This window comes from Mycobacterium terramassiliense, from assembly GCF_900157385.1.
Lineage (GTDB): Bacteria > Actinomycetota > Actinomycetes > Mycobacteriales > Mycobacteriaceae > Mycobacterium > Mycobacterium terramassiliense.
This window is the reverse complement of record NZ_LT717699.1, coordinates 747364-771959: the sequence shown is the minus strand read 5'-3', so window position 1 is coordinate 771959 and position 24596 is coordinate 747364. Positions and strand designations below refer to the sequence as shown.

General features: G+C 63.6%; 23 protein-coding genes. 18 read left to right on the top strand and 5 right to left on the bottom strand.

What is annotated here, in order from left to right:
* Positions 1-32: 32 nt before the first annotated feature.
* From MTAB308_RS07820 to MTAB308_RS07810, 3 genes are all read right to left on the bottom strand, one after another.
* Positions 33-1034: an NAD-dependent epimerase/dehydratase family protein gene (locus tag MTAB308_RS07820; RefSeq protein ID WP_077098890.1), complete on the bottom strand. Its 1002-nt coding sequence runs from the start codon at positions 1032-1034 to the stop codon at positions 33-35.
* Between the two features lie 37 nt (positions 1035-1071).
* Positions 1072-2454 (bottom strand): nucleotide sugar dehydrogenase, encoded by a 1383-nt coding sequence (locus MTAB308_RS07815; RefSeq protein WP_083746460.1) that lies wholly within the window; start codon positions 2452-2454, stop codon positions 1072-1074.
* A 273-nt stretch (positions 2455-2727) separates the two neighbouring features.
* Positions 2728-3195: a GtrA domain-containing protein gene (locus tag MTAB308_RS07810; RefSeq protein WP_245831306.1), complete on the bottom strand. Its 468-nt coding sequence runs from the start codon at positions 3193-3195 to the stop codon at positions 2728-2730.
* Positions 3196-3389: 194 nt separating this feature from the next.
* On the opposite strand from MTAB308_RS07810, the gene MTAB308_RS07805 reads away from it, so the two are divergent.
* The 15 genes from MTAB308_RS07805 (at position 3390) to MTAB308_RS07735 (ending at position 17397) form a co-directional block, all read left to right on the top strand.
* The gene (locus MTAB308_RS07805) at positions 3390-3749 is read left to right on the top strand and encodes an Rv1352/Rv1906c domain-containing protein (RefSeq protein WP_077098888.1); all 360 of its coding nucleotides are present in this window, start codon (positions 3390-3392) and stop codon (positions 3747-3749) included.
* 391 nt (positions 3750-4140) lie between these two features.
* Complete coding sequence (locus tag MTAB308_RS07800) at positions 4141-5313, top strand: nucleotide sugar dehydrogenase (RefSeq protein ID WP_245831305.1); 1173 nt, start codon at positions 4141-4143, stop codon at positions 5311-5313.
* Positions 5310-6329, top strand: a complete 1020-nt coding sequence (locus tag MTAB308_RS07795) for an NAD-dependent epimerase/dehydratase family protein (protein ID WP_077098887.1) — start codon at positions 5310-5312, stop codon at positions 6327-6329. The genes MTAB308_RS07800 and MTAB308_RS07795 overlap by 4 nt, the downstream gene beginning before the upstream one ends.
* Positions 6329-7015: a class I SAM-dependent methyltransferase gene (locus MTAB308_RS07790; RefSeq protein WP_077098886.1), complete on the top strand. Its 687-nt coding sequence runs from the start codon at positions 6329-6331 to the stop codon at positions 7013-7015. The genes MTAB308_RS07795 and MTAB308_RS07790 overlap by 1 nt, the downstream gene beginning before the upstream one ends.
* Positions 7012-7737 (top strand): glycosyltransferase, encoded by a 726-nt coding sequence (locus MTAB308_RS07785; protein WP_077098885.1) that lies wholly within the window; start codon positions 7012-7014, stop codon positions 7735-7737. The genes MTAB308_RS07790 and MTAB308_RS07785 overlap by 4 nt, the downstream gene beginning before the upstream one ends.
* Positions 7734-9656 (top strand): hypothetical protein, encoded by a 1923-nt coding sequence (locus MTAB308_RS07780; protein ID WP_157900921.1) that lies wholly within the window; start codon positions 7734-7736, stop codon positions 9654-9656. Before MTAB308_RS07785 ends, MTAB308_RS07780 begins: the two co-directional genes overlap by 4 nt.
* Positions 9653-10630, top strand: coding sequence for a glycosyltransferase family 2 protein (locus MTAB308_RS07775; RefSeq protein ID WP_077098883.1), 978 nt, complete (start codon positions 9653-9655; stop codon positions 10628-10630). The genes MTAB308_RS07780 and MTAB308_RS07775 overlap by 4 nt, the downstream gene beginning before the upstream one ends.
* On the top strand, positions 10624-10845 hold the full coding sequence (locus MTAB308_RS07770) for a hypothetical protein (protein WP_077098882.1): 222 nt from the start codon (positions 10624-10626) through the stop codon (positions 10843-10845). Before MTAB308_RS07775 ends, MTAB308_RS07770 begins: the two co-directional genes overlap by 7 nt.
* The gene (locus MTAB308_RS07765; protein WP_077098881.1) at positions 10842-11792 is read left to right on the top strand and encodes an ATP-grasp domain-containing protein; all 951 of its coding nucleotides are present in this window, start codon (positions 10842-10844) and stop codon (positions 11790-11792) included. The genes MTAB308_RS07770 and MTAB308_RS07765 overlap by 4 nt, the downstream gene beginning before the upstream one ends.
* Positions 11786-12508: an HAD family hydrolase gene (locus MTAB308_RS07760; protein WP_077098880.1), complete on the top strand. Its 723-nt coding sequence runs from the start codon at positions 11786-11788 to the stop codon at positions 12506-12508. Before MTAB308_RS07765 ends, MTAB308_RS07760 begins: the two co-directional genes overlap by 7 nt.
* 5 nt (positions 12509-12513) lie before the next feature.
* Complete coding sequence (locus tag MTAB308_RS07755) at positions 12514-13431, top strand: class I SAM-dependent methyltransferase (protein ID WP_157900920.1); 918 nt, start codon at positions 12514-12516, stop codon at positions 13429-13431.
* 5 nt (positions 13432-13436) lie between these two features.
* The gene (locus MTAB308_RS07750) at positions 13437-13850 is read left to right on the top strand and encodes a GtrA family protein (protein WP_157900919.1); all 414 of its coding nucleotides are present in this window, start codon (positions 13437-13439) and stop codon (positions 13848-13850) included.
* Complete coding sequence (rffA, locus tag MTAB308_RS07745; RefSeq protein WP_077098877.1) at positions 13847-15013, top strand: dTDP-4-amino-4,6-dideoxygalactose transaminase; 1167 nt, start codon at positions 13847-13849, stop codon at positions 15011-15013. The genes MTAB308_RS07750 and rffA overlap by 4 nt, the downstream gene beginning before the upstream one ends.
* Positions 15003-16973 (top strand): hypothetical protein, encoded by a 1971-nt coding sequence (locus MTAB308_RS07740; protein WP_077098876.1) that lies wholly within the window; start codon positions 15003-15005, stop codon positions 16971-16973. Before rffA ends, MTAB308_RS07740 begins: the two co-directional genes overlap by 11 nt.
* Positions 16974-17103: 130 nt before the next feature.
* Positions 17104-17397, top strand: a complete 294-nt coding sequence (locus tag MTAB308_RS07735) for an alpha/beta fold hydrolase (protein ID WP_077098875.1) — start codon at positions 17104-17106, stop codon at positions 17395-17397.
* Positions 17398-17487: 90 nt separating this feature from the next.
* Here the strand turns inward: MTAB308_RS07735 and MTAB308_RS07730 are convergent, their stop codons facing one another.
* Positions 17488-18267: an ATP-binding protein gene (locus tag MTAB308_RS07730; protein WP_077096936.1), complete on the bottom strand. Its 780-nt coding sequence runs from the start codon at positions 18265-18267 to the stop codon at positions 17488-17490.
* Positions 18264-19781 (bottom strand): IS21 family transposase, encoded by a 1518-nt coding sequence (gene istA / locus MTAB308_RS07725; protein ID WP_077098874.1) that lies wholly within the window; start codon positions 19779-19781, stop codon positions 18264-18266. The genes MTAB308_RS07730 and istA overlap by 4 nt, the downstream gene beginning before the upstream one ends.
* Before the next feature lie 237 nt (positions 19782-20018).
* On the opposite strand from istA, the gene MTAB308_RS07720 reads away from it, so the two are divergent.
* The 3 genes from MTAB308_RS07720 (at position 20019) to MTAB308_RS07710 (ending at position 24574) form a co-directional block, all read left to right on the top strand.
* Positions 20019-20543, top strand: coding sequence for an alpha/beta fold hydrolase (locus tag MTAB308_RS07720; protein WP_077098873.1), 525 nt, complete (start codon positions 20019-20021; stop codon positions 20541-20543).
* Between the two features lie 94 nt (positions 20544-20637).
* Positions 20638-22815 (top strand): acyltransferase family protein, encoded by a 2178-nt coding sequence (locus tag MTAB308_RS07715; protein WP_077098872.1) that lies wholly within the window; start codon positions 20638-20640, stop codon positions 22813-22815.
* A gap of 118 nt (positions 22816-22933) precedes the next feature.
* Complete coding sequence (locus MTAB308_RS07710; protein WP_077098871.1) at positions 22934-24574, top strand: GMC oxidoreductase; 1641 nt, start codon at positions 22934-22936, stop codon at positions 24572-24574.
* Positions 24575-24596 lie beyond the last annotated feature (22 nt).

The window sequence follows — 24596 nt, the reverse complement described above, 5'->3', positions numbered from 1 at the left end:
GGACGCCGCGGGGCGTTGGACATTCGGCGGTCTTACGCCTCGTCCCTCGCGGGCTCTTTGAGGTACCACGGGTTGGCCCGTGCCCACTCGATGGTGCGGCGGATCCCTTCCTCGACATCGACCTGAAGGCGCCATCCCAACTCCCGCTGCGCCTTGGTCGAGTCCGGGATGCGACGGGGAATGTCCTCGTAGCGACCGCCATAACGTGCCGCGGTGTCCACGCCTTCGGCGCCCGACACCGAGTCGACGTTCGCGATCTTGATCGCCAGTGCGACGGCATCACGCATGGTGGTCTCGACCATGCTCCCGATGTTGAAGGCCTCACCGATCGCGGCGTCGCTGTCGGCCGCGAGCAGGGTGCCGGCGATGGCGTCGTCAATATAGGTGAAACAGCGCGTCTGGTCGCCCGAGTCGTACAGCAGGGGCTGGCGGCCGTTGAGGATCCGATGGATGCTCTGCGAGATCACGAAGATCGGATTCTGCCGCGGGCCATACACATTGAAGTAGCGCACCACCGTCACCGGCAAACCGTAGGAGGTGTGCATCGCGAAAACCAAGTGCTCGGCCATGGCCTTGCTGGTGCTGTAGCTCCACCGCGCGGTCCTCGTCGAACCCAGGACGCGGTCGTCGTCCTCGGCGAAGGGCGGGTTGGGATTTTTCCCGAACACCTCCGACGTGCTCGCGAACACCACACGCGTTCCGTGCCGCTGGCTCAGCTCGAGGACGTTGCGCGTGCCGATCACATTCACGTCAAGAACACCGAGCGGATCGTTGAGATAGTTCTTGACACCGACGACCGCGGCCAGATGAAAGACCGTGTCGACCCCCGGCGTCAGGGCTTGTTCCAGCGCGCTCAGGTCGGTGACATCGCCTTGCACGAACCGAAAATTGGGGTGCTGGTCGAAGTCGATGCTGGTGTCACGGGTGTTCTTCGCGAAATCGAACACCGTGACCGAATCTCCGCGGTCCAGCAGTGCCGAAACCAAATGTGATCCGATAAAACCGTAGCCGCCCGTCACGACGACATTCGACATATTTGCTCTTTCGCTTCCGTGTAGCGGTTTTCGTCGGCTATCGGCCGATTCCCTTGTAGATGAAGCCTGCCGCGCGCACCGCCGCCGGGTCAAAGCTATTCCGCCCATCCAGGAACACGCACCCGGCTGCCGTCAGCTCCGCGAGCCGCACCAGCGGAACCTGGTGGAACTCTCGGTGTCCCGCCAGCACCATCAGGGCATCGGCATCCTTGACCGCTGACTCGATGTCTGGGGTCAACGGGATCTTCGTCACCGTGTGGGCCTCCTCGTCCGGTACCCACGGGTCATGGACCGACAGCTGGCAGCCGGACTCCTCGAGCAGGGCGACGACGTACTTGGTGGGCGTGAGCCGACAGTCACCGGTGTTGTTCTTGAACGCGATGCCCAGCACCGCGACCTTGCTGGTCTCGATCACCTTGCCCTGCTCGGCGAGCAGCTCGGTGAGCAACCCGTAGGTGTAGGCCGGCATCGTGTCGTTGACCGTCCGCGACGTCCGCGGGATCGCCAGCTCCAACCCCACGGACTGACCCAGGTGGTTGACGAACCACGGATCCTTGGTCAGGCAGTAGCCGCCGACGCCCATGCTCGGCCGCAAGATGTTCGCGTCGCGACCGCCCTTGGGCATCGTGTTGGCCGCCTCGATGACTTGCAGGGCGTCCATCCCGAGCCGGTCGCACACCTTGGCCAGCTCGTTCGCCAACGCGACGTTGAGGTCGACCCACAGGTTGTCGGCGAGCTTGACCATCTCAGCGGTCCGCGGATCGTCGACGACCACCGAATCCACGCCCAAAGCATGTCGCCACAGCGTCGAACAAGCGCGGGCGCTGCGCTCGTCGACGGCACCCACCACGACGGGGATCGACGTCAGCTCGAAAATGGCTTGCCCTTCGGCAAGCCGCTCGGGACAGAACGCCAACCCGAAGTCCACCCCGGCCCGCAACCCCGAGGTCTCCTCGAGGATCGGGCGAACGATGTTTTCGGTGGTATCAGGCGGCACCGTGCTCTTGAGGATGACAAGATGGCCCACACGCAAATGCGCCCCCACCGCCTTCGCCGCCGCCTTAATGTCGTCAACAATGGGCTCAAAATCCGGGCCCAGCGGCGTTCCCACCGTCACGATCACAAAGTCGTTGTCGGCCAGCGCACCAAAGTCGGTCGTCGCCCGCAGCCGACCGACGCGCACGCTGTCGGCCACCAGTTCGCCAAGCCCCGGCTCAGGCACCGTCGTCTTGCCCAGGTTGATCTCGTCGACAACGGCTTGTCGCACGTCGATCCCCGTCACCGGCCAGCCGCGGTCGGCCAGCACGGCGCCGATCACGGTGCCGATGTAGCCAAAACCCACCACCGCGATGCCCGACCGCATACCACGCACCAGGAGGTCGATCTCAGCGTCGCTGCGCCCGAACACGCCTTCAGCCATCGCGGAACCAAGCCCTTCGTCCCCCGTGCGCATTCATAGGGACAGCGGCGACCTCCCGCCCCGCTAACCCGTCCGGCAGTCTAATCCAACACCCGTGCAATAGGCTCCTTAATCCGGAAGTCTCGGTCGAGCCGCCCCACGGTCCGCTTGTGGGCCGTGCGGACCTTCTCGGCCCGAACGTTCGGCCGTTGAGATCGGGTTGACGGTCCGACGTTGAGCTGCGATCGCAGGGACCCTTGCTGGGGCCGGCTCGGACAGATTTGAAAGGGAGCCTTAGATAGGGAGCTCGCCGACGACGTCGTCGGCGTGTTCAGGCGTGTCGCCAGCGAGCTTGAACAGCCATCGGTCCAAGATGAGAAAGCGGCCCACCCAGACGATCCCCAAGCCCAGCAGTTGGGCAGCGAGCACTGCCGTGCCACGAATGAGGCCTGCCCGGTGCACCGTCGCAATCTCGGCGAGGTGGGTGAAGAGCGTGGCCAGCGCGACGCCCAGCATCACGGCTACCCAGAATACGAGCACCTGGCTGCGCACGTTCTCACGAGACGTGACCCGCCAGACGAAATGCTTGTTGGCGAAGAAGTTGGGCGCTGTGATGACCGCGGCCTGCAGCAACGACGCGGCGGTGTAGTTGTGAAGCCATAGGCCCAAGATTTGGATCAGAATCTGGCCGATTGGGACGAAAACCACCGACACGGCGGCGTATCGCAGTTTTTTGTACGTCTCATCGGTGCGGATGGACACGGTGCGACCCAAACGCCGGGGGGCCATGAGTGGCCAACATACCGGACTGGATCGCTCGCTGCTTCGTCGAACAAAAACGACGCTGACTATTCGACTGCACTGGAATCGATCCAGTTCAGCCAGCGCAGCCATAGTTGCGCGCCATTTTTTTGTAGCGTTACGGCAGCGGCACCCAATTATCTACAATCCACCGCATGATGCGCCTAGCGTTAACCGCTCTCGTATTGTTGCTCGCCGGATGCGGAAGCGCCAGGCAGACAACAGCTACACCGCCGCCAACGGCGGCCCGCCATACCGTCATCGACGCGCAGGGAATATACCGGCCATCGATCGACAAAGACGGCACTTACCTTGTCGGTGTTGACATTCCGATGGGCAAGTATCGCAACGGCGGGGGGACGATGTGTTATTGGGCGCGGCTACGCAGCCTCAGTACAAACGACATAATCGAGAGCAAGAACACCAGCGATCCGCAGGTGATCGAGATCCGCCCCAGTGACACTGCCTTCTTGACGCAAAACTGTGGAAGCTGGCAGACGGCTCCCACCGCGTGAAGGCATTCCCTACCTGTTCGGCCACTTCTTTCAGGTGGTCTTCACGACTGCAACGCCGATCGCGACGACCGACTCCCCGACAGCTTGTCGCTAGCCACTCTGCCTGCGCGCTCGCGGGTGACGCTCAATGATTTGACGACGGTATCGGCCGACGCGGCCTGCGCTACAACATTCTTGGCGCCTGCCCGGCCGGCACAGTTAGTGACCATAACTTGACTCGGTCTATTTACCGGGCGTTGTGACCAAATCTGCGAAAACCGGAAAGACGCGACCGGCATCAACATATATGCTGCGCACTCAGGGAGACGAGTAAACCCGGGGGCCCGACTTGAAACGAGGCCACTCCGTGGGGTCAACAATCGAAGCGCCGGAATTCGAGTTCGATGTCTGTGTGGTCGGCGGGTGCGGGCACGTCGGCCTGCCGCTGGCAATCGCGATGGCGCACCGCGACCTGCGGGTCGCGATCGATGACATCGACACGACCGCCGTCGAAACGGTCCGGGCCGGGCGAATGCCCTTCATGGAAGAAAAGGCCGAGCCCATGCTGGCCGAGGTCATTAACAGAGATCTGGTCGTCGACAATGACCCAACGCTCATCTCTAGGTCACGCATAATCATCGTGGTTATCGGCACGCCCGTTGACGAGCACCTCAACCCCACGTTCCACAGAATCCATCGCTTTTTCGTCGACATCATGCCGTATCTGGTCGATGGCCAGTGCCTCATCCTTCGCAGCACGTTGTATCCAGGAACGACCGAAAAGGTTCATGCCCTGTTGCGCGCCTCGGGGCGGCGCGTCCATGTCGCCTTTTGCCCCGAGAGGATCGCGCAGGGGCAGGCCATGCGCGAACTCGTCGACTTACCACAAATCGTCGCGGGTTGCGACGACGAAGCGAGCAAAGTGGCAACCGAGCTGTTCAGCCGCATCGCTCCCTCGATCGTTCCCATGAAGCCGGTCGAGGCCGAGCTGACGAAGATCTTCGCCAACGTCTGGCGCTACATCCAGTTCGCGACGGCCAACCAGTTCTTCATGATCGCAACCGATTTCGGCCTGGACTTCTACCGGATCTACGACGCGCTCACGCGCGATTATCCGAGGATGGCCGGATTACCGAAGAGCGGGTTCGCCGCCGGACCGTGTCTATTCAAGGACACCATGCAGCTCGCGGCGGCGACCGAGTCGCGGTTCTCCCTCGGCCATGCGGCGATGCTGGTCAACGAGGGACTTCCGGATTACGTGGTGCACCACATGAAACTGCGATACCCGCTGCAGCAGTTGACGGTTGGCATCCTCGGCATGGCCTACAAGGGCGACATCGACGATTCGCGCGAATCGCTGTCGTACAAACTTCGCAAGATTCTCGAATACGAGGCGGCCGCGGTCGTATGCACCGATCCGTACGTGAGCGACCCGCGGTTCGTCGCCCTCGATGAGGCGCTCGAGCGGTCGGATGTACTCGTGCTCGGCGCACCCCATAGCGACTACCGCTCGCTGGCGGTCCCGGACGACAAACCCGTCATCGACGTGTGGAACTTCTTCGGAAAGGGAGCGCAGCTGACGTGAAGATTCTCGTCACAGGTTCGGCGGGGTTCATCGCCGGCTACCTCATCGAAGAATTACTCAACCACGGCTACGAAGTGATCGGCCTCGATAACTACTCCAAGTACGGGCCGGTCGAGCGGGCGTTCGACAAAAGCCCAAGCTACACGGGCGTGCGAGGCGACGCGAAAGACGTTGCGCTGCTGAAGGAGCTGCTCGCCGGCTGCGACCATCTGGTCGCCGGCGCGGCGATTATCGGCGGCATCTCGCTTTTTCATGAGCTGGCCTACGACCTGCTTTCGGAGAACGAGCGGATCACCGCGGCGACCTTCGACGCGGCGATCTGGGCGCACCGCAACGCCAGCCTGCGCAAGGTCACTGTCGTCTCGTCGTCGATGGTCTACGAGAGCACGTCTACCTATCCCACCCCAGAAGGCGAACAGCGCCGGTGCCCGCCGCCGCACTCGACCTACGGGTTCCAAAAGCTCGCCACCGAATACTTCGCCCAGGGCGCGTGGGAGCAGTATGAACTCCCCTACACGATCGTCCGCCCATTCAACTGCATCGGCGTGGGCGAAAAACGCGCCCTATGTGACCGCGAGATCATGTCGGGCAACGTCCGGCTGGCGATGAGCCACGTCGTCCCCGACCTTGTCCAGAAGGTCCTCAAAGGCCAAGATCCGCTGCACATCCTCGGCGATGGCAGCCAGGTCCGGCACTACACCTATGGCGGCGACCTCGCCCGTGGCATTCGCCTGGCCATCGAATCCGACCTGGCGCGCAATGAGGACTTCAATCTCTCGACCGCGACATCGACGACCGTTCATGAGCTCGCCGAGGCGGTGTGGCGAAAGATCAAGAGCAACAGCCCACTGCGACTCGTGAGCGATGATCCGTTCCCCTACGACGTGCAGAAGCGGGTGCCCGAGGTCCAAAAGGCCATGGACGTCCTCGGTTTCAAAGCCACGACATCGCTTGATGAGGCACTGGACGAGATCATCCCGTGGATCGAGAGCCAGATCGAGCTAGGCGGCATCTGATGACCGAACCATACGGCGACCTCAACGCGGAATTGGATCGGTTGTATGCAGCGCGGTTTCACGATGACGAACGTGAGTCGAAGGCGCGGCTCTGGCGCGTCATCTGCGAGGTGTTCTTCTCGCGCTACGTGCCCACCGACGCCTGCGTCCTCGACCTGGGCGCCGGCTACTGCGACTTCGTCAACAACGTCTCGGCCCGTCGCCGGATCGCTGTTGACCTCAACCCCGACACAAAGCGGTTTGCCGCGCCGGGCGTCGAGGTATATCAGCTTCCGCTCGAGCGTCTCACGGAGGCCGTCGAGGCGGGCACGGTCGATCTGGCGTTCGCCAGCAACGTCTTTGAGCACCTTCGCGGCCCTGACGCGCTGCTCAAAGTGCTCGCCAACGTTCGTACGGCGCTCCGTCCCGGCGGGCGGATCATGGTCATGCAGCCCAACGTGCGGCTCGTGGGCGGAGCATTTTGGGATTTCTTCGACCACACGCTGCCGCTGAGCGAGCGCGGCATGACCGAGGCACTCGAGGTCGCCGGGTTCCGAGTCGTCGAGTGCCGCGCCCGGTTTCTGCCGTACACCACCAAGAGTCGCCTCCCGCAGTGGGCCTTCCTCGTCCGGCTGTACCTGCGCTTCCGGCCGGCCCAGCATCTGCTGGGCAAACAGATGCTCGTGGTCGCGGAGCGGCCTCAATGACCGACGAGGTCGACTTCATCGTCCCCGTTTATAACGAAGGCTCCAACATCGGCAGTGCGCTGGCCGAGCTGTACGCGACGGTGACGCACCCGAAACGGGTGCTGATCGTCTACGACTTCGACGAGGACGACACCGTGCCCGTGGTCCGCGAACTCGCGCCGCGCTACCCAGGGGTTGAGTTGGTCCGCAATACTCTCGGCCGAGGCGTGATCAACGCGATTCGCGCGGGCGTCGAGGCGGCTCGTTCGGATGTCGTGATCGTCTCGATGGCGGACTTGTCGGACGACCTCCGGGTCGTCGACGACATGGTCCGATTGATTCGCGACGAGGGGTACGACATCGTGTGCGCTTCGCGCTATATGCGTGGCGGGCGTCAGATCGGCGGGCCAATCCTGAAGCGAACGATCTCGCGGGTCGCCGGCGTAACGCTCTATTGGCTGGGTGGCCTGCCGACACACGATGGCACGAACGCCTTTCGCGCCTACCGCCTCTCCGTTCTTCGGGACATTCCGATCGAAAGCTCGGGCGGGTTCGAGTACTCGCTGGAGATCACGGCCAAGGCGCATGTCTCCGGTCACCGCGTCACCGAAGTACCGTCGACGTGGCGCGACCGTACTGCGGGCCAGTCGCGGTTCCGCTTGATGAAATGGCTGCCCCACTACCTCAAGTGGTATTTCTACGCCCTCAGTCGGGGCCGGGTCACAACGGGAAGTAGTCGATGAGCACGCTGTCCCGAACTCGCGGCGTTCGACTCGGCCTCGGCGTTCTGATATTTGCAGTGACGACGGTGATCACCTACCAGATCGCTCGGTACCGGATCTTCACCGGCTTCCAGAGATACGACGACGAGGGCTACATGCTGGTCTCGCTGAGGTCGTTTCTCGGCCACGGCTGGTTCTACGACGTCTTCAACGGCTACGGCCCCTTCCACTATGAGTTCTGGGGCGCGGTCTTCTCCGCTTTGGGAACCCCGATCGACCACGACGGCGGGCGCGTGGCGACCATGGCCGTCTGGGTGCTGTCGAGCCTGCTCATCGGGCTCTCCACTTGGCGCATGACCGGCAGCATGGTCCTGGGCCTGGCCGCCCAGCTGAGCACCTTCGAGGCGCTTTTCAGCCTCGCAAACGAGCCGATGCATCCGGGCGGCATCATCGTGCTACTGCTCTCAGTGATCGTCGCCTCCTCCTGTTTTGTCCGCAATCGCGTGTCGCCGATCCCGATGGCTCTGCTCGGCGCCTCCGTGATGGCCATAATCCTCGTCAAGATCAATGTCGGCATCTTCGCTCTTGCCGCCGTGGTTTTGATTTGCGCGGTGTGTTACCCGGCCCTTGCCCGGTTTCGCTGGCTGCGGCCGATAGTCGAGGTCGGCTTCGTCGCGCTACCGCTCGTGGTGATGAGCTCGAAGGTGGGCGAACCCTGGGGTCGCCACTACGCAGTCCACGTTTCCGTGGCCGCGCTTGCCGTTGTGGTGGCGTTGAGAGCACGCCACTTCGATCGTCGTGACTCCAAGGAACTGTTATGGCTCGCCGGCGGAATTCTCGTCGTGGGTCTAACCATCCTTTTGGCGACGGTCGCCCGCGGAACTAGCCCGTTCGGGCTCTTCGAGGCGATCGTCGCTTTGCCGATGCGCTTTATTGGTGTGCGCCCGCCGGTGCCTTTAGTACTGCCCAGCTCGACCTATGTCTTTGACCTGCTTCCTCTGGTTGGCGCGCTCGGTTACTGGTACGTCGCTCGCAACCGTGAAACTCGTCCAAGCCGGAATTGGACCAGGGTCTTGGCGACGCTCAGCATCCTCATCGGCCTTTCTATGGCGTTCGCCGTGATCACGTCGATTACGCAATTCACGCCAGCGTCGACACAAATTGTTCCGGTGTATTTCCGTTGGGTCCTCCTTCCCTTTGCCTGGGTGGCGCTGATTCAACCACCCCGAACGCCGGACGACGAGACCCAGTTCGCTCGGCTACTACTACCGCCAGTGGCGGTCTTACAGACAATGCACGCGTACCCGGTAGCGGGCAGCCAGCTGTATTGGGCAACCTTCCTGTTAATCCCGGTCGGGGCGATCTGCATCGCAAACGGGGCCCGGTGGATTGCCGTCGACCGACGCGACGACAGCGTGCGGCGCGTACCCCTTCTGATCGGCACCACCGCGGCGCTCGCGGCCCTAGTCGTCCTCGTCGGCATTCATCTCAACCAAGGGCTCGGCCAGGCGCGAGCCGCCTACAACAGCTCAGTACCGCTGGGACTGCCCGGCGCCAAAGATGTCCACGTCAGCGCCGAAGAAGCGGCGAACTATCGCGCAATCGTCGCCGTGATCGATCAACATTGCACGGCGTTCATGACCCTGCCGGGGATGAACAGCTTTTACGTTTGGACACACCAGCAGCCGCCAACTGACTTTAAGGAGCCGGAACTGATCGCGCTGGTGGACGATGCGCACCAGCAGCAGATGATCGAAACGATCCACTCGATCGACGGTCTCTGCACGGTCGAAAACATCGACCTTGCCCAGTGGTGGGGTACTGCCGCTGCAATCCCGCCGAGCCCCTTGGTGCGCTACCTGCACCATGACTTTGTACCGATTGCAAAGTTCGGCGACTACGAGGTCCTTAAGCACGAACGTGGGGACAGCGGGCCATGACTACCGTGCCGCCCTCACCGGCGCCGGCCACCGGGCCCCTGGTAAGTGTCGTTATACCGGTCTATCGCGCAGCGTTGACGCTGCGGGACCTGTACTCCCAATTGAGCATTACGATGCCGCAGGTCGCGGCGACGTTCGAGATCATTTTCGTCGAGGATTGCGGCGGCGACGAATCGTGGTCCATCATCACGGAACTGGCCGCGGCGGACGCACGCGTACGGGGCATCCGCATGAGTCGCAACTATGGTCAGCACAACGCCCTGCTGTGCGGCATACGCGCCGCGCGCTACGACGTGATCGTGACGATGGATGACGACCTGCAGCATCCGGTGGGTGAGATTGCATCGCTTCTTGCGGCGCTTGGACCCGATGTCGACGTCGTGTACGGCGCGCCGCAGCATGAGCAGCACGGGCTGTTGCGCGACGCCGCCTCACGCCTGACGAAATTGGCGTTAGCCAGCGCTATGGGCGCCGAAACGGCGCGTAACGTCTCGGCCTTCCGCGCCTTTCGTACCCGATTGCGAGACGGCTTTAGCGACTACCGCAGCCCGAACGTCTTCATCGATGTACTGCTGAACTGGACGACCTCTCGATTCGCCGTCGTCAAGGTTCGGCACGAGCCGCGCTCCGCCGGCGTCAGTGGCTACTCGATTCCCCGCCTCGTTCGCCACGCCGTTAATTTGATGACAGGGTTCAGTACGCTGCCGCTCCAGATCTCCAGCTTCATCGGCTTCGGCCTCGTGTTGTTCGGCGTCGTGATCCTTGCCTATGTTGGTGCTGCCTACCTGATTGTTGGCGCTGTGCCAGGTTTCACATTCCTGGCGTCGATCATCTCGATCTTCTCTGGGGCGCAGCTTTTTGCGCTGGGGATCATTGGCGAGTACCTCGCTCGTATGCACTTCCGCACGATGGACCGGCCGGCCTATCTGGTGAGCGAAACGGTGGTACGCGATGGCAGTGAGGGCATGTGCTGACAGATGAATCGAGGCGCCCGGCTGTCCGCCAGCGTGATACATACGAACTCGGCGCGCAGGCGGACCTGGTTCGCCCTAAGTTGATTCGTGCCAGCGAGATTGTCGCCGAAAGCTACGCCGCGGAGCGACCAGAGGCCGTGTTCATGGACCGGATCGCCGAGGGGCTGCAGCCGTCGTCTCGTAGCCTGGCGCGCCACGTGGGCGACCCGTCATGACGTTGCGTGTGGCGATTACCGGCGTCAGTGGCGATGTGGGGCGGGGAGCACTTCGCGGCCTGCGCCGCAATCCGCTTGGTGCCGAGCCGATCTGGATCCTCGGACTCGACGCCGGCGCATCTTCTGAACCGGAGCTAGACGGCCACCGGCAGTTGCCGCTGGTAAGACAGCCGCAGTACCCGGACGCCTTAAAAGCCGCGCTCGAAGAACATGGCGTGGAAGTCTTGCTGCCGTGCATTGATTCGGAAATCGCAATCCTTTCGGCCGCCCGCGGGCTGCTCGCAGAGACCGGCTGCAACGTAGTGCTCGCACCGCATGAGTTAGTCGAAGCGGCCGAGGATAAGTTGTTGACTGCCAAATTTCTGTCGGCCCGTGGCATTCGGGCACCCACCACATTCGAGGCGGCTCCGACCGACGGATTACCGCTGCCAATCTTGGCCAAGCCGCGCAATGGCCATGCCAGCCAGGGGATCAAGCTGCTGACAGACCGCGCTGCACTGCAAGAATTCACCGCTGCGCCGCCCCGCAACTACTGCTTTCAACAATATGTCGAGGGCCCCGAGTTCACCGTTGGCTTTCTCTACGACGCGTACGGCGTCATGCAGGATGCGGTCGCCATGGAGCGTTCGCTCGAAGAGGGCCGGACCGTTCGTGCGCGAGTCGTTGACAATCCTGATATGCAGCAATTTATTTCGAGGTTCGGCGAACAGGTTCCTGGTATCGGGGCAGTCAACGCACAGCTTCGCTGGCACCACGATAATGGACCACTCGTGTTCGAGATCAATGCACGTTTGTCGGGCTCGACCGAAATGCGCATCGCTGTCGGTTGCAATGATCCGCTTCGGCTGGTGCGGCACTTTGGACGTGGCGAGCCGATCGGGCGCGCCCGCCCACGGATTGCCACCGTATACCGGCGCGACCACGAATTGCGGATGGATCCGTGCTGACCGTGGCTGCTACGATCGCCAACTGCCGTGCCGTCGTGTTCGATTGCGCCGGCACCCTTTTGCGTCTAGATCCCTCGCCTGAGCAAATCTTTCAAGATGCCGCCCGCCCGCTGGGGCTTGACATCGCCTTGGCTGAAATTGCCCACGCTTATGAAATCGTCGCTTTTGCAGTCAAGATGAAGAGCAGTGAACTGACGACTAAAGCCAGGAAAGACGCATTCTATGCCGAGCTTAATCGAGCATTATGCGCTGTGCTGGGAATAGATAGCTTGTTCGACCGGCTGCATCCTTTGCTGTTGTCGCGATTCGCGGCGCGACGCCGATGGGTTGCGTTCGATGATGCCGCCCCCGCGTTGTCGACGGTGGGAGCGCATGTCGCGGTCCATGCACTGGCCAACTGGGATCGGCATCTTGACGACGTACTGGTGCGCGCAGGGCTGCGCCACCTACTCGGGGACGCTGCCGCTTCGGAGGCGCTTGGCGCAGAAAAGCCTGCGCGGGCCTGCTTCGACGCTTTCCTCGAACGCATTGCGCTTGATGCTGGCCAAGTGGTTTATGTGGGCAACGAGTACGTGGCCGACGTGATTGGCGCAAGAAACGCCGGGCTGACGCCAATTCTGATCGATCGCGGCAATCGTTTACCACACGCGGACTGCTTACGCGTGCAAAGCTTACTGGATCTCACGCGGCCAACTGACGTCCAGTTGGGAGGATGAATCCCATGGTACAAACGACGAGGTTTCATCGCGGTAAGCGACTTGGCCACGCCGACCTCGATGACGCGCGTGAAATCTGCCCAGTGTGCCATTCCTCGCGGCCACGCCGACCTGTATTGCGCGTGCAGCGCAATCCTGACATCGAGATGCTGGAATGCGACGCATGCGGGGCGGCGTCTGCCTCACACATGCCGAAACCCGAGATCCTAGAAAGCTACTACGCCGAGTACTACTCCGACGCCTGCACGCGTCATACGCTCGATGATCCGGAGCGCTTCGCCCGCCACGTGTTACGCGCCGTGCCGGACCGGCTCGGGTCGACGCCGCTGCGCATTCTCGATTTCGGCGGTGGTGACGGTTCCCTCGCCGTCGCCATCGCGAAAAACCTGCATTCCCGGGGAATGTCGCCGCAGATCACGATTGATTTGGTGGACTACTGTGAGCCGCGAGATCCGCAAGACTCTGGAATCAGCATCCGCGCGCACGAGGACCTAGAAAGCCTCGAAGGCAGTTACGGACTGATCCTTGCCAGTGCGATCTTCGAACACATACCCGACGCTCACACCGCGATTCGCCAGGTCATCGCCCGCGCAGGCGAAGGCGCCTATATGTACGTCCGCACCCCTTTCGTTTTGCCATTGGCGAGAATCATCTCTTTGATCGACATCACCTATCCAGGACACGTCCACGACATGGGCAGCGTCTTTTGGGGCAACATCATTGAGACTTTCGGGATCAAGGGCACGATACTGTCGTCGCGGCCGTCTCTGGTGGAGACAACGTTCACGCGCGCGCCCATTCGCACGTTACTCGCGCATGCACTCAAGGCGCCGGCCCACCTCGAACAAGCCTTGCTCGGTCGCAACCGTTCGCCGCGCTGGAATCTGGTCGGCGGGTGGGAGGCAGTGGTGCGGTTCGAATGATGCATATGGTCCGGGTGCAATTCATACGTTACGTTCTCGTCGGCCTCGGCCTCAATGCCGCGCTTTATACCGCCTACCTCTTGTTGACGTGGGGAAGCATGGGCAGCGAGGCGGCGATGACAATCACCGTAAGCGTCGGCACACTGGTCAGCTTTGTCGCCAACCGGACTCTCACATTTCGTCATCGCGGTGACCGGGGTGCCGCGTTGCGACGGTTCCTGGCCTGCTACGTCATCATTTATTTCATTGACTTTATCGCTCTTTGGGTCTTTGCTGGCCAGATGGCTGTCCCCCATCAGATTGTTCAGGGGGGCGCGGTCATAGTGCTGCCACTGCTGGGTTTCATCATGCAGAGGTATTGGATTTTCCGTCCGGCTGACGGTACCCCCGAACGAATTCCTATGAGGGCCACGCCATGACCATCCGAATCCCATTCAACAAACCCTCGGTCGTTGGGTCGGAACTGATCTATGTCGGCCAGGCGGTCGCGGGCGGGCATGCCAGTGGCGATGGGCCTTTCACTAGGCGCGCCCAGGCGAAGCTGCAAGAACGCTTTAGCGCTAATCGGGTGCTGCTGACCACGTCGGGCACCACCGCACTCGATTTGGCCGCGCTCGTATTAAATCTGCGACCCGGTGACGAGGTGATCGTCCCGTCCTACACGTTCGTCTCCACGGTCAATGCGTTCGTGCTCCGTGGCGCTACGCCGGTGTTCGTGGATATCAGGCCCGACACGCTGAACATCGACGAGCGACTGATCGAGCAGGCCATTACGCCGCGTACCCGTGCCATATTCCCCATCCACTATGCCGGCGTCGCCTGCGAGATGGACGTGATCATGGATATCGCCGACCGCCACGGGCTATTGGTCGTGGAGGATGCCGCGCAAGGCGTATTCGCCCGCTATAAAGATCGGTGGCTGGGCACGATCGGTCATTTGGGTTGCTACAGCTTTCACGAAACCAAGAACATTTCCTGCGGCGAGGGCGGCGCACTCGTCATCAACGATCCGGCTATGGAAGAGCGAGCGGAAATCCTGCGCGACAAGGGCACCAACCGCAGCCAGTATCTGCGCGGCGAGGCTGACAAGTACACGTGGGTGGATGTGGGCTCGGCCTACGGTCTTTCCGATATGCTCGCCGCATATCTGTTGGGCCAGATCGAGAGCATGGAAAAGCTGACCAGGCGACGTGGCGAAATATTTGATCGTTATGTCTCCATACTGGCTCCGTTGGTGGAGCGCGGTCTGATTCGAATTCCGGTAGTGCCGCAGCACTGCGCCACCAATTACCACATGTTTTATCTTTTGGCTGCCGACATCGACGAACGCACGAGGCTCATTGCGCACCTCGGCGCAGCCGGTATCCTCGCCTTATTCCACTACGTGCCGCTGCATTCCTCGCCATTCGCGCAATCGCTCGGATTGCCACCGATGTCTTTGCCATGTACGGAAGAACTTAGCGCTCGATTGCTGCGGTTGCCAATGTATTTCGACCTCAACGACTGGGAAGTGGAGGAAGTGGGCAGTCGCGTGCTGGACTTTTACCAATCAAACCCGGTGATGCAAACTCATGACAGCTGACATCTCGAGCCCGACGGCCACCGGCAACCGCGGCGCGATGCAAAGGCCTGCCCGTTGGCTAGAGGGTCTTGCGGCGGCAGTCGCCGCTCTCGTCTTCTGGCCGCAGTCGTCGGTCGACCCTGGTGTCGGGCTGAATCCATCTTGGCAAGCCGGGCCTGCTCTGGCGCGTGCTCAAGATCTGGAGTGGGGTCCCGGGCTCGTGTTCACGTACGGACCCCTCGCGTTCCTCCAGCACACCCCCTACTACTCGTTCGGCCAGTCGGTCCTCGCGACGATCTACCAGCCAGTCGTCGTCGCCGCCCTGTTCCTCGGCATCGCGACCGTACTGCGCCAGCGCTGCACCCGAATGACATCGCTTATGGGCGCGTTCGCAACGACAGGCGTGGTCGCCATACTCCACACCGGCCACGGTTTATTGATTCCAGGGCTGGAGTACCCCGAGTTGGCTATCCTCGCAGCATTCGTATGGGCGGCTGCGCCTCTGCTGCAAGAACATCCAAAGCGCACGACCGTGTTCGCCACGTGCACTGTGCTCGCCGCGGTCGCGGGGCTTGAGTTGTTAGTGAAGTTGAACGTCGGCGTCACGATATTAGTCATCGCGCTGACCGTTTCGGTCTTGCTCGAGTGGCGCGACGTCGGGCGCCACTGCGCAACTGTGGCAGTCTTTGCCGCGTCCACGCTCATTTGGTGGGTGCTTGCCGGCCAACGACTGGGGAACCTGCCCGCCTGGCTGAAATCCAGCGCCAGCCTGGTAGCGGGCTACAGCGACGCGATGGCCTATCCTCTCTTCGCGTTCGCCGGGATAGCTGCTCCCGCAATGGTATTGATCCTTGTCTGGCTCGCGATGCTCGGGTTGATGTTCTTCAAGGGCGGCGCGCAAACCCCTCGCCGCTTCGTGTTGTTCGTCGGCATCGTGACCCTCATCATCGGAAAAAAGGAGTTCGTACGACTCGACCTCGCGAACTTCTACGACCTCCTCGCCCTGGTCGTTCTTGCGCTAGTCATCGCTCCTCTCTCCAGCATCCCCAAAATCCCTCGCCGAGCGTTTGTGGTGTTCGTGGTGGCGATCGTCCTCGCCGGGCTTGGCGCAGAGAGCTCCTGGTTGCGCACAGCCGGAACCGCTGCCGACGACCCCATCGCGGCGGCGGTGCAGGCGCCCGGGCAAGCGATCGAGCGCCTCATCACGCTGGCGGTGCCGGGCCGCGTCGACCAACGCATAGAACGAGCGAAGACGCACCAGCGTGCGCTCTACGCCATCCCGGACCGCTTCATCAAAACGATCGGCTCGGCAACGGTGCACATCGACCCGAACGAGACGTCGGTCGCGTGGGCCTACAACTTCGCCTGGCGCCCGGTACCCGTATTCCAGACGTACGCGGCCTACACGCCCACCCTCGACGCACTAAACAGCCGATCTTTCGAAACGGGCCCTCAATTTGTCTTATCCCGACTCTCGGCGAACTCGCCCGCAACCGACATCGACGGCCGGCTTGCCGTGCAGGAGTCCCCGCGGTATTCGCGCGCGTTGCTGTGCGATTACACCGTGAACGGCGTCGAGGGCCGCTGGGCACTGTTCGCCCACGCCGCCCCCCGCTGCGGGCCGCTCACCGAGCTCTCGCAAGTGACCGTCCATGGCAACGACACGATCACCGTCCCTGCCCCCAGAGGACCTGATAAAGCAATCCTGGCACGAATCGATATGGAGCCGACCGTCATCGACCGGCTGTTCCGGGGGACCATTGTCCCGCTGACCCTCTCGACGGTCGTGCTCGACGGCGTCACTTACCGCCTTGTCGCCGCGAATGCCGCCGAAGCGTTTCTCGTCGATACCCCTGCGTCTGTGGACGGTACGAACCTGCAGATCCACGCCCGCACCATAGGTGTGGGCCGCGCTCCATCGCTGGGCCAGGGCGACCCTGGTGCGCGACTGCACTTCTACGAGATGAGCGTCGCCCCGTAGGACGGCATGGTGCCTTCTTGACCTGCGATTTGGCTGACAATATTGAGCTGAGCTTCCCGCCGACCGGTGTCTGGACGACGGGTTTGCGTGCGGAAATGAACACCGCGGAATACTGCTAGGGTCCCCCTCTATGGGCCTGTTCGTGCGCGAATCCGGTCTGGCGAGTGCACCTGCCGTCGTCTTCCTGCACGGCGCGTATACGAGCGGCTGGTCCTGGGAACCGGTGGTCGAACGCATGCAGCAATATCGCTGCCTCGTCCCCGATTTGCCCCACTTCGGCAAGAGCTTTGAGCTGGGACCATTCGAGATGGGCCGCGCCGCCGCCGCGGTGGCAGAACTCATTCGCTCCCGGGTAGGGTCCTGCCGGACCCACGTGGTGGGCTGGTGTCAATGGACAGCTGTAACTGCCCATGGGCGGACATGAGAACTGCTCGTAGGTGGCCAATAAGAACTGCCCAGTGGCGGACACGAATCTGCCCATGAGGGTGTGTCCGCCACCGGTCGTTCGCTGGTGTCAGGTCAGGGGTTTGACTCCTTTCCCGTGCAGGGCTTGGGCCAGGCGCACGGAGTCGCCGCTGGTTTGGCATAGGTGCGCGTGGTGCAGGAGCCGGTCGACGGTGGCGGTGGCCAACGTCTTGGGCATGAGCTCATCGAAGCCACTGGGATGCAGATTCGACGAGATCGCCACCGATCTGCGTTCGTAGGCCGCTTCGACGATGCGGTAAAGCCCCTCAGCGGCATCAGCACCGACCGGAAGAAGTCCCACGTCATCAATGACGACGAGCTCCGCGCGCACGATCTTGGCCACCGCCTTGCCCAGGGAATCGTCAGCACGGTGCGCACGCACCAGCACCCCGATCTGCTCGAGGGTGAACCACGCCACCGGCATACCGGCTTCGATAACTTTTTGCCCGAGCGCTTCCAAGAAGAACGTCTTGCCGGTGCCGGCAGGCCCGCAGACCACCAGGTTCTCGCGGCGACCCACCCATTCCAATGTCTGTAGCGCCTGTTGGGTGGGTAACGGGATTGACGAGGCGCCCGGATCCCAGGCGTCGAAAGTCTTCCCGGTCGGGAATCCGGCGGCTTTGCGGCGGGCGGCCAGCATGGAGCGGGCGCGTCCGGCGGCTTCTTCGGTCAGCAGTGCTTTGATGACCTCGGTGGGATCCCAGCGCTGCGCGCGGGCAGTGGCCAGCACATCGGCGGCGATCGCTCGTGCGTGCGGCAATCGCAACCCACGCATCAAGGTTTCGACGTCGGCGGGCAGCGCCGCGGTAGTAGTAGTGGTGGTGGTCATGCGATGCCTGCCTCGGGGGCATCAATGATGGTGCGGCCGAACAGGTTCCACCCGCTGGTGCCTTGCGCCAGCGAGGTGTCCTCGCCGGCGCCACGTCGGGTGGGATCCAACCCCTTGCTGGCAAGGATGGAGTCGAGATCGCCGGTGGCGAACCGGCCGTGCACGGCGGCATGACCCAAGGCCCAGTCGACATCAGCGCAGCCGGCCAGTGCTGAGAGTTCGACGGCGTGGGCCATTTTCTGCAGAATCCGTTCAGTGCCGACGGCGGCGGCTTCTTTGAGCCATACCGCTGCACCGGGACCCAAGGCCAGGAATGTCTGTTCGGAGACGGTGCGGGCATGGACGCGATAATCACCGGGAACCTTGTCACGGTGGTCGGGGAAATGATCATCGTTGATTGCGGGGCTGCCCGGGGCAGCGCGGCGGTGCCGGGCCACCTCGATGGGGCCGCCGTCATCGAGGGCGCAGATCACCACTTCGTCGGCGCTGTCGTGATGTCGGATCCACACCGTGTGGCCCAATAGTGTTGCTGGAACTGAGTATTGGCAGTGGTCGAAGGTGACCATCGGGGTGTTGTCCGGGACCCGACGGGTCACCCCCAATGCGGCGGTGTGGGGCAGGTCGGGCACCGCGTGCAGGGCGGGGCGTTCCTGGGTGAGCATCTCGACGGGGCGTCGACCCGTGGTGCGGTGGACCCGGGCGTTGATCTCGGCGTTGAACTCAGCGCACGCGGCTTCGACGTCGGCGAAGGTGTCGTACTGGGGCAGCAGGTTGGTCTCGGTGGGCACGATATCTGCTTTGGCGAGTTTGACGGCGTTCTCCACCCCACCTTTGGAAGCGGGGTCGGCGGGTTCGCAGGTCAGCACTGAGATGCCGGAGTAGCGGCCGAAGGTGACCGCGGCGCGGTTGCGGACCGGCACCCCGGCGACGTGTCCGGTGGTGACCGTCTTCTCGTTGTCGGTCAGCAGGTAGGTCGGGGCGCCACCTACAATGCGGAAAATCCGGTCCAGGCCGGCGAAGACACTGGGAGCGGTGCGGTCCCGCAGAGCCACGACGACGCGGTATCGGCTCCACGCCAGCCACGCCACCAGCAGGACAATTTTGCGGCCGGCCACAAGCGGGCCGTCGGCGAAGTCGTACTGCAGCCACAGCCCAGGTTCGGTGATCCACGGCCGGTGCACCCGCGTATTGCCCAGTCGCCATTGCGCTTTGATCTCCGCCAGGGCTCGTCGGGTGGTGCGGTCGGTGCCGCTGTATCCGAGCGCGACGAGTTTGTCGTGGGCTTTGTCGCCGCGGATCTTGCCTTTCGAATCCGCGACCCAGCCCTCCAGGACGTCGCGCCAATCGTCGATCATCCGGGCCCGCCGCGTGGCTGGCGGCAAGCCGGCGTCGCGGTCTTCAACCGCTTTCTTCACGGTGTGATGCGAGCACCCACACAGCTCAGCGGCAGCCCGGTAGGACCCGGTCAGGTCGTAGGCATTGAGTATTTCCATGAGTTCTCCGTCAGACTTCAAGTAGGTCTCTCCTGGGGTTGTCGTTTCGACTAGGCATCGACATCGAAACCGCAGGAGAGGCCGCCACAGCGCTGGCGCGCCGAGCAGCATCAGGTAGGTCTGGGCAGATTCATGGCCGCCTGCGGGCACTTTCGTGTCCGCCGGTGGGCAGAACTTATTGGCCGCGAATGGGCATTTCCATGTCCGCCAGTGGGCATTTTTTCATGTCCGCCGACAGGCTGGTCGCTCGGAGCCCAAGTGGGGGTCCAGTTGCTGGCGACCGAGCCGAAAGTCGTCGATCGGGCGGTGCTGTGCGGGACCTTCCTCAACACGCTGCCGTTGGCACAGGTGACGCGGCGCCTGCTGGCACTGCCGGCCCGGAACTCGATGTATCGCTGGATGGTGCGCCGCTACCGCATTACCTGGCAGGTCAAGGTCCCCGCTGCCCACATCGCCGAGTATCGCGAGGACGTCCGGCTGATCACCAGCGGACAGCTCGCCGACGTCACCACGGCGGCCGCGGGGTTCACGCTCCCAGACAAACTCGACAAGTCGGAGTCGCCGACATTGTTCGTCACCGGCGGCAAGGAACTGCCGGTCGCACGCCGCTGGGCCGCGGCGCTCGCGCAGCAAATGCCCAACGGGGTGGACAGGGTGGCAACCGCTATGCCCCATGACTGGCCCACGCACTATCCGGACCTCTTCGCGCGCACCGTCGACTGCTGGCTCACCGATAGCGCCCTGCCGCCCGAGATCGCATCGCCGCACTCGGTTCGTCGCTGATCGCCGTCTCACGCCTTGCTGCAACGGCCCCATCGGAATTGAACAGGTGTGTGATAATGCCTCGATCGAAAGCAAGCGTCCTCTTACTAGGTAGGTGACCGTGCGCCGGGCCGACCGCGTTAGCCCTACCGAAGGACTGCAGGGTCCGCAGTCGGGGCAGACGCGATTTCGCCCAGACATCGAGGGCCTACGCGCCGTCGCCGTGCTGGCCGTCGTCCTGTTTCACGCCGAGGCGCCCGGGGTCGGTGGCGGGTTCATCGGGGTCGACGTGTTCTTCGTCATCTCGGGCTTTCTGATCACCGGGATGCTCTGGCGCGAGGTGAGCGGCTCCGGAACAGTCGGGCTGCGCCGGTTCTACGGGGCGCGGGCCCGCCGCCTGCTGCCGGCATCGGCCGCGGTAGGGGTCGTCACGCTTATCGCCTCGGCGGCGCTGTTATCCCCGTTGCAGGTCCGGACCGTCATCTATGACGGCATCGCCAGCGCGCTGTACGTCGGCAACATGTGGTTCGTCCTGCAGAACGCCGATTACTTCTCCCATTCGGAGACCCCGTCGCCATTCCAGCACTATTGGTCCTTGGGGGTCGAGGAGCAGTTCTACCTGGTCTGGCCACCGATGATCATCGGAACGGCGTGGCTCATCCGGCGTCTGCGTCGGCGCACCGGCGCCGACGAGACGTCGTCGGTGAGGCCGTATTTGGTGATCCTGTTTCTGGTCGCTGCGGTGTCATTCGCGGCCTCCCTGGCGCTCACCGACGCGTGGCCGCCCGCTGCGTTCTTTCTCATGCCGACTCGAGCCTGGCAGTTGGCCGCCGGAGGTGTGGTAGCTCTGACCGCCAGCCAGTGGCGCCGACTACCAGCACCGCTCAGCGCGATCGCAGGATGGGCGGGCCTGGGCGTGATCCTGCTGACCTGCACCCTGCTGGGCACGACCACGCCGTACCCGGGTATCGCCGCGCTGCTGCCCGCGCTGGGGACGGCCTTGGTGATCGGCGCGGGCTGTGCCGCGCCCGCCCAGGGCGTCGGACGTGTTCTGGGATTAGCGCCGATTCGCGCGGTCGGACGGGTGTCGTACTCGTGGTATCTCTGGCACTGGCCGGTGCTGGTGCTCGCGGCGCCATTGTTGGAGCACCCGTTGGGGCTGGCCGGGAGGCTGGCGACGGTCGTCATCTCCGGCGTGCTGGCCGTGCTGACGCTGCGCTTCATCGAAAACCCGCTGCGATTCGCCCCTTCCGTACGTCGGTCGGCCACCCTCAGCCTCGCGCTCGGCGGCGCCGCCACGGCGGTTGCGGCCTGCGTGGGAGTGGCGCTGCTGGCATGGGCGCCAACCCCGACCGGCCATGGGGCGCCCGCTGCGGCGCTCACCGTCACCGCGGTACGGCCGCCGGCAGGCGCCACCATGGATGCTTACGACGCGGCAGTGCAACACGCGTTCGCCCAGGTGCAGAACGCGGTGGCCGCATCCGCCGAGCTGAAAGCCGTACCGTCGAACCTCGAACCGCCCCTTGCCGAGGCGGCCGCCGAGAGCAAAACGATGGGCCACGACAGCTGCGCGCGCAACCTTTTCGAAGTCGCACAGCCGGAGTGTGCGTCGGGCGATACCGCCTCGACCACGACGGTGGCGGTGGTCGGCGACTCCCACGCCGCGATGTGGAACCCTGCGTTCCAGCAGATCGCCGCGCAGCGACACTGGCGGCTGGAAATGCTCAACAAGGGGTTCTGCCCGCTGCTGGACCTGCCCATCATCAGCCCGCTCCTGCATCGGGAGTACACCGAATGCGAGCAGTGGCGGGGCCAGATCGTCGCTCGATTGCAGGCCGAACGCCCGCGGCTGGTCGTCCTCAGCATCGCGCGCGACTACGGCGCCGGCACAGGCTTGGTGTCCTATGACCCGGCGTGGATCGACGGCCTGACCCGCCTTGTGCAGCGGCTGCGCGGCAGCGGTGCGCAGGTTCTGGTGCTCGGGCCCACCCCGAACCCACTCTCAGTCGTGCCGATCTGCCTATCCGACCACCTCGATGACGCGACGGCCTGCGCGCCGCCCAGGTCGACCGCGGTGAACCAGGCCGGCATCGCGGCCGAAACGGCCGCCACCAAAGCCGGCGACGGGCAGTACGCCGACCTCACCGAACTGTTCTGCACGGCTGACCGCTGCCCGGTCATCGTCGGCAACACCCTCGTCTACCTGGATTCGAATCACGTGACGCTCGAATACTCCCGCCAGTTGGCGCCGGTAATCGGCGCGCTCGCCGACCGCGCGCTCGCACACGGCTGACCCGCTCTGCCGCGGAGTTATCACACACCTGTGCAACACATTGAGTAAGTTGGCGAATCATGACATCGATCCCCCGACCCCGAATAGGCGTCGGACCATCATCTGCTGAGGAGCTCGATTGGCTGACGGCGAACTGAGTGCGCGCGAGGCCGAACGCGTGCTGTGGGACGTGATCGTCGTGGGCACCGGCATGGGCGGCGGCATGCTGGGCTACTCGCTGGCCCGCTCTGGACGGCAGGTGCTATTCGTCGAAAAAGGACGCTCCACCCTGCCCGGCACACCGGGAACCATCCGCGCGGCCATGCCCGAACTGGCCGAACCACGCGCGGCCCGGTCACCCGGGACGTACTACGATGCCCTGGCGCGCGCCGGGCGCACCACCGATGAGGTCGAAGACATCAGCGGGCGCTTCCCCAAGCGGTTCGTGCCGTTCATCGGCGCCGGCACCGGCGGCTCGTCGGCGCTGTACGGCATGGTCTGCGAGCGGTTCTTCGCCCAAGACTTCACCCCCCGGCAGAACTTCGACGACCCGGGCGAATCCACCGTTCCCGAGGCCTGGCCCCTCAGCTACGACCAGCTCAGCCCCTGGTACGCCCAGGCCGAGAAACTACTCGGGGTGCGCGGCGCGCCCGACCCCCTGCGCCCCGAAGCTGCCGCGGTCGGCCTGCCCCCGGCACCGCCGTTCTCTGTCGACAACCAGCCACTGGTCGACTATCTAACCGACAACGGGCTGCACCCCTACCACCTGCCGATGGCCTGCGAATACACCGACGACTGCGCCACCTGCCAGACCTACCTCTGCCCCCAGTCGTGCAAGAACGACGCCGCGCGCAACGGCGTCCAGCCCGCCGTGGCCGAGCACGGCGCCCAGTTGCTCGCCGAATGCCGCGTCGTGCGCCTGGAGGCCGACCGCACCCACGTCACCCAGGTGATCGCCGAGCAGCACTCCACCACGTTGGCCCTCAAAGCCAAGGTGGTGGTGCTGGCCGCCGGCGCGCTGGCCACCCCGGTGCTGCTGCTCAACTCCCGCTCGGGCGACTGGCCACGCGGACTGGCCAACGGCTCGGACTACGTGGGACGCAACCTGATGCGCCACCTGATGGACCCGCTCCAGATTTGGCCGGAGCCCGGCTGCAAGATCACGGCCGCAAACAAGGAGATCGGGCTCAACGACTTCTATTTCTGGGAGGGCCAGAAGTTCGGCACCGTCCAGTCATTCGGCGCGATGCCGCCCATGGAGATGATGACCAACCGTCCCGGCTGGCAGGGGAAGGCGTTGCGAGTGATGAACCCCGCGGTGCGCCAGGTCTACGAGCGGTTCTTCACCGGCGGGCTGGTGCTGGCCGCGATCATGGAAGACCTGCCTTACTTGGACAACCGCATCTTGCCTCCCGACCGGCCCAGCGTCGACGGCCGGCAACGGCTGCGCATGCAGTACCGCTTACACCCCAGCGAGATCGAGCGCCACGCGGCGTTTCTCTCTAAGGTCAAGGAGCTGTTGCGACCGTTTCGCCAAATCAGCCTGGGTAACGGCGAAGGCAACGCGAACCTGGGCCACGTCTGCGGGACTTGCCGCTTCGGTACCGATCCGCACACCAGCGTGCTGGACGCCCACAATCGGGCCCATGAAGTCGACAACCTCTATGTCGTGGACACCTCGTTCTTCCCGTCCAGCGCCGGGTTGAACCCCAGTTTGACCGTCGCCGCCAACGCCCTGCGCGTGGCCGCACATCTGGACCAGGCGCACTTCGCCAACTGATGCGCTTGTTGGCCCGAAGTTC